This is a genomic window from Caballeronia sordidicola, assembly GCF_002220365.1.
GTDB classification, from domain to species: domain Bacteria; phylum Pseudomonadota; class Gammaproteobacteria; order Burkholderiales; family Burkholderiaceae; genus Caballeronia; species Caballeronia sordidicola_C.
The window spans coordinates 1-3,878 of record NZ_MTHB01000079.1 but is presented as its reverse complement, the minus strand read 5'-3'; the positions used below and the strand labels follow the sequence as shown (position 1 = coordinate 3,878).

At 58.5% G+C, this 3,878-nt stretch carries 2 protein-coding genes; both read left to right on the top strand.

From position 1 onward, the window contains the following. Positions 1-526: response regulator transcription factor (locus BSU04_RS13130; protein WP_144021221.1), on the top strand; the 526-nt coding region annotated here is incomplete at its 5' end. 668 nt (positions 527-1,194) lie between these two features. Beyond that, positions 1,195-3,878, top strand: a 2,684-nt coding sequence (locus tag BSU04_RS13125) for a plasma-membrane proton-efflux P-type ATPase (RefSeq protein ID WP_218827273.1), incomplete at its 3' end; no start/stop codon positions are given.

Below are 3,878 nucleotides of genomic sequence, written 5' to 3'. Positions count from 1 at the left end.
GTCTTGCGAGGCTTTTCTAGAAGCCTATCAACCGGGCAGAGAGGCTTGCCTTTTAATCGATGCCTATCTGCCAGGTATGAAAGGACTCGATTTGCTTAAGCACTTGCACAATCGGGATGACCACTTACCCGCGATCATGATTACGGGTAACAGCGACGTGCGAGTGGCGGTGCAGGCGATGAAGGCGGGCGCTTCAGACTTCATTGAAAAGCCGATCGGCCCAATTGAGTTGCTCGAATGTGTGGCTCGCGCCTTCGAACAGTTGTTGAGTTCGCATAAGCTGTTCGCATGGCGCGAGGCCGCAGCGAACCAGATCTTGGAGCTGACGCCGAGACAACACCAGGTCATGGATCTCGTACTCGCGGGTCGCCCCAGTAAAGTTATTGCAGCGGACCTTGGCATTAGTCAGCGTACCGTCGAGAATCATCGAGCGTTGATAATGAAAAAAACAGGGTCGAAGTCTTTGCCGGCTTTGACTCGCCTTGCGCTCGCAGCGCAATCCGCGCAATTGAAGGATGTCGAGTAGCCACCTTCGGGAAGTTAATGGAGGAGCGGCTTTCGAGCAGGCGTGGACGGCGCGATGGGCATGCCGCTGCCCCCAAGCTGTTCAGTTGTCTCGCCGCTGCACCACTGCGAACACCAGACTGCTCACGCGTGGATCTGAGTAGTTTCCGAGCCTGTTGCTTCTGGTTGGACCGCCCTATGATCGAATCATCGACCCGCTCTCGGTGTGACCTCGATTTGACATCAATTGATCCCTTTCCTGGAAGCTTCCTCCGTCCGCTTCTGAACATAGCTTTCGTACGCTGAATCGTGCGAAAGCGGTGCTTGTAGCGAGCGTGAGTGGTGGTGTATTGCATCGCGGTCTGGCATTACGCATGTCCGGGTGGCCTATACATCCATCGCGCGCGTCGAGGTCGGTGGTATCGCCTGCGATCGGGCGACGTAGCCAACGATCAAGGGCGTGGAGGTGATCGTGGTCCTTCGGCCGCCACTGATCGTGCTCGACATTCCGTGTCACCCGTTTCGTCAGCCGCTATCCGGGCACTCGATGTCGCACCCGGATCTCGATTGCATTGAAGGGAGCGTCCAAGGGGGATGGACAGATTCGGGTGTCCCGACGCTCAATTGGCGCCGGCGTATCACTGCAACCTATAAAAGGCACAGCGTACTAAAGCGTAAGGAGTACAAGTTATGGTATCCGATGCCGGCCCGGACAAGGCTCACGACCCCAAGCAGGGATCGAAGACCCAAGTCAAGAACGAGTTGCAATCGCTTCCGATGCCGGAAGTGGAAAAGAAACTAAATTCGTCACCGGACGGCCTTAGCCAGGCAGAGGCGAAGAAAAGGCTAACCCAATATGGACCGAATGAGATTGAGGAAAAGAAGACCAACGCTATTCTGAAGTTCCTCAGCTATTTTTGGGGTCCAATTCCTTGGATGATCGAAGCGGCCGTGATCCTTTCGGCGGTCGCTCGGCACTGGCCGGATTTTGGCATCATTCTTGTACTGCTTCTGGCCAACGCAGTGGTTGGGTTCTGGGAAGAGCGCGAGGCGGGCAACGCTGTCGCCGCCTTAAAAGCGACGCTCGCGATCAAGGCTCGGGTGATACGTGATGGGAAGTGGATAAATCCGCCTGCGCGTGAGTTGGTTCCGGGTGACGTCATTCGCGTGCGTCTGGGTGACATTGTGCCGGCGGACGCACGACTGCTGGACGGTGACGAGGTGGAGGTAGACCAGTCCGCGCTGACCGGAGAGTCGCTGCCCGTCACGCACAATTCCGGCGAGGCAATATTTTCAGGCTCGATCATTCGTCAAGGTGAGATCGGCGCATTGGTCTACGCTACCGGTGGGAACACCTTTTTCGGCAAGACTGCGGAGTTGGTGCAAGGGGCGCACACGGTTAGCCATTTTCAGCGCGCGGTGCTGAAGATTGGGAATTATTTGATCATCCTGGCGGTGGTGATGGTGGCGGGGATTGTTGCTGTCGCGATCTTCCGTGGCGACCCGATCCTTACCACATTGCAGTTCGCCCTGGTACTGACTGTGGCCGCGATTCCCGTGGCGATGCCCACGGTGCTGTCGGTGACGATGGCGGTCGGCGCGCGCTTGCTCGCGAAGAAAAAGGCGATCGTCACCCGGTTGGTGGCGATCGAGGAACTAGCAGGCGTCGACGTGCTGTGCGCCGACAAGACCGGCACGCTGACCCAGAACAAGCTCACGCTGGGCGATCCGTTCTGTCTGAACAACCTCTCCGCGGAGCAAGTGGTCCTCGCTGCCGCGCTGGCGTCGCGGGCCGATAATAACGACACCATTGACCTGGCGGTGCTGGCTGGCCTGAAAAACGATCAGGCTCTAAAGGGCTATCAGGTAGGCCATTTTCAGCCTTTCGACCCGGTGCACAAGCGCACCGAGGCCGCAGTCACGGGCTCTGACGGAAAGACGTTCAAAGTGACGAAGGGCGCGCCGCAAGTGATTCTGGCGTTGTCCGCCAATGCCGCGCAGGTGAAAGCGTCCGTCGACAAAGCGGTCAACGAGTTTGCGGCGCGCGGCTTTCGTTCGTTGGGTGTGGCGCGTGCGGAGGGAGATGGCGCATGGCAGTTTCTTGGTGTGTTGCCACTGTTCGATCCGCCACGAGAAGATGCCGAGGTAACCATCGCGACCGCTCAACGGATGGGCGTGACGGTCAAGATGGTGACTGGCGACGCGTTGGCCATTGCTCAGGAAACTGCCAAGAAACTAGGCATGGGCACCAATATCCTCGATGCCAGCAGCCTCGGCGACGCGAAAAATCAGCAATCAACGGCGGCCTCCGAGTCCATCGAGAAGGCCGATGGCTTCGCCCAAGTGTTCCCTGAACACAAGTACCACATAGTGGATGATTTGCAAAAGCGCGGCCACATCGTGAGCATGACGGGCGATGGGGTGAATGATGCACCCGCACTGAAGAAAGCCGATTGCGGCATCGCGGTTTCGGGTGCGACGGACGCGGCGCGGGCGGCGGCGGCCATCGTGCTTACGACGCCGGGCCTATCGGTGATCATCGACGCGATCAAGGAGAGTCGGAAGATATTTCAGCGCATGAACAGCTACGCAATGTACCGAATCGCTGAGACTCTGCGCGTATTGTTGTTCATGACGCTATCGATCCTGATCTTCAACTTTTATCCCGTGACGGCGGTGATGATCGTGATGCTGGCGTTACTCAACGACGGCGCCATCCTGTCCATTGCATATGACAACGTTCACTACAAGGATCAACCCGAGGCGTGGAACATGCGCCTGGTGCTGGGGATCGCCACGGTGCTGGGCCTGGTTGGACCCGTCGCCGCATTTGGCCTTTTCTTCCTAGGCGACCGCGTTTTCCACCTCAACCACCCCCATCTTCAGACGATGATGTATCTGATGTTGTCGGTGGCTGGGCATCTGACCATTTTCCAGACGCGCACTCGCGGTCCGTTCTGGTCTATCCGCCCCGCGCGGATTTTGTGGATGGCCGTGCTCGGCACTCAGACGGTGGCGACGCTAATTGCCGTCTACGGGCTGTTCATGACACCGCTTGGGTGGGGTTGGGCGCTATTCGTTTGGGGCTATGCATTGGCGTGGTTCCTTGTGACCGACCCTGTGAAATTGCTCGCCTACCGGATTCTTGACCCCGTCAAAACCGGGCACAAGCCTGGCATCAAAGCCGAGGCCAAACCTGGCGCCAAAATCCAGCCTCAGCCCGAAGCCCAGGCCACAGCTCAGCCCGAAGCTCAGGCCACGGCTCAGCCAGGAGCGAAGGCCACAACTCAGCCCTTAGCCCAGGCCACGGCTCAGCCCGAAGCCCAAGCCACGGCTCAGCCCGAAGCCCAAGCCACGGCTCAGCCCGAAGCCCA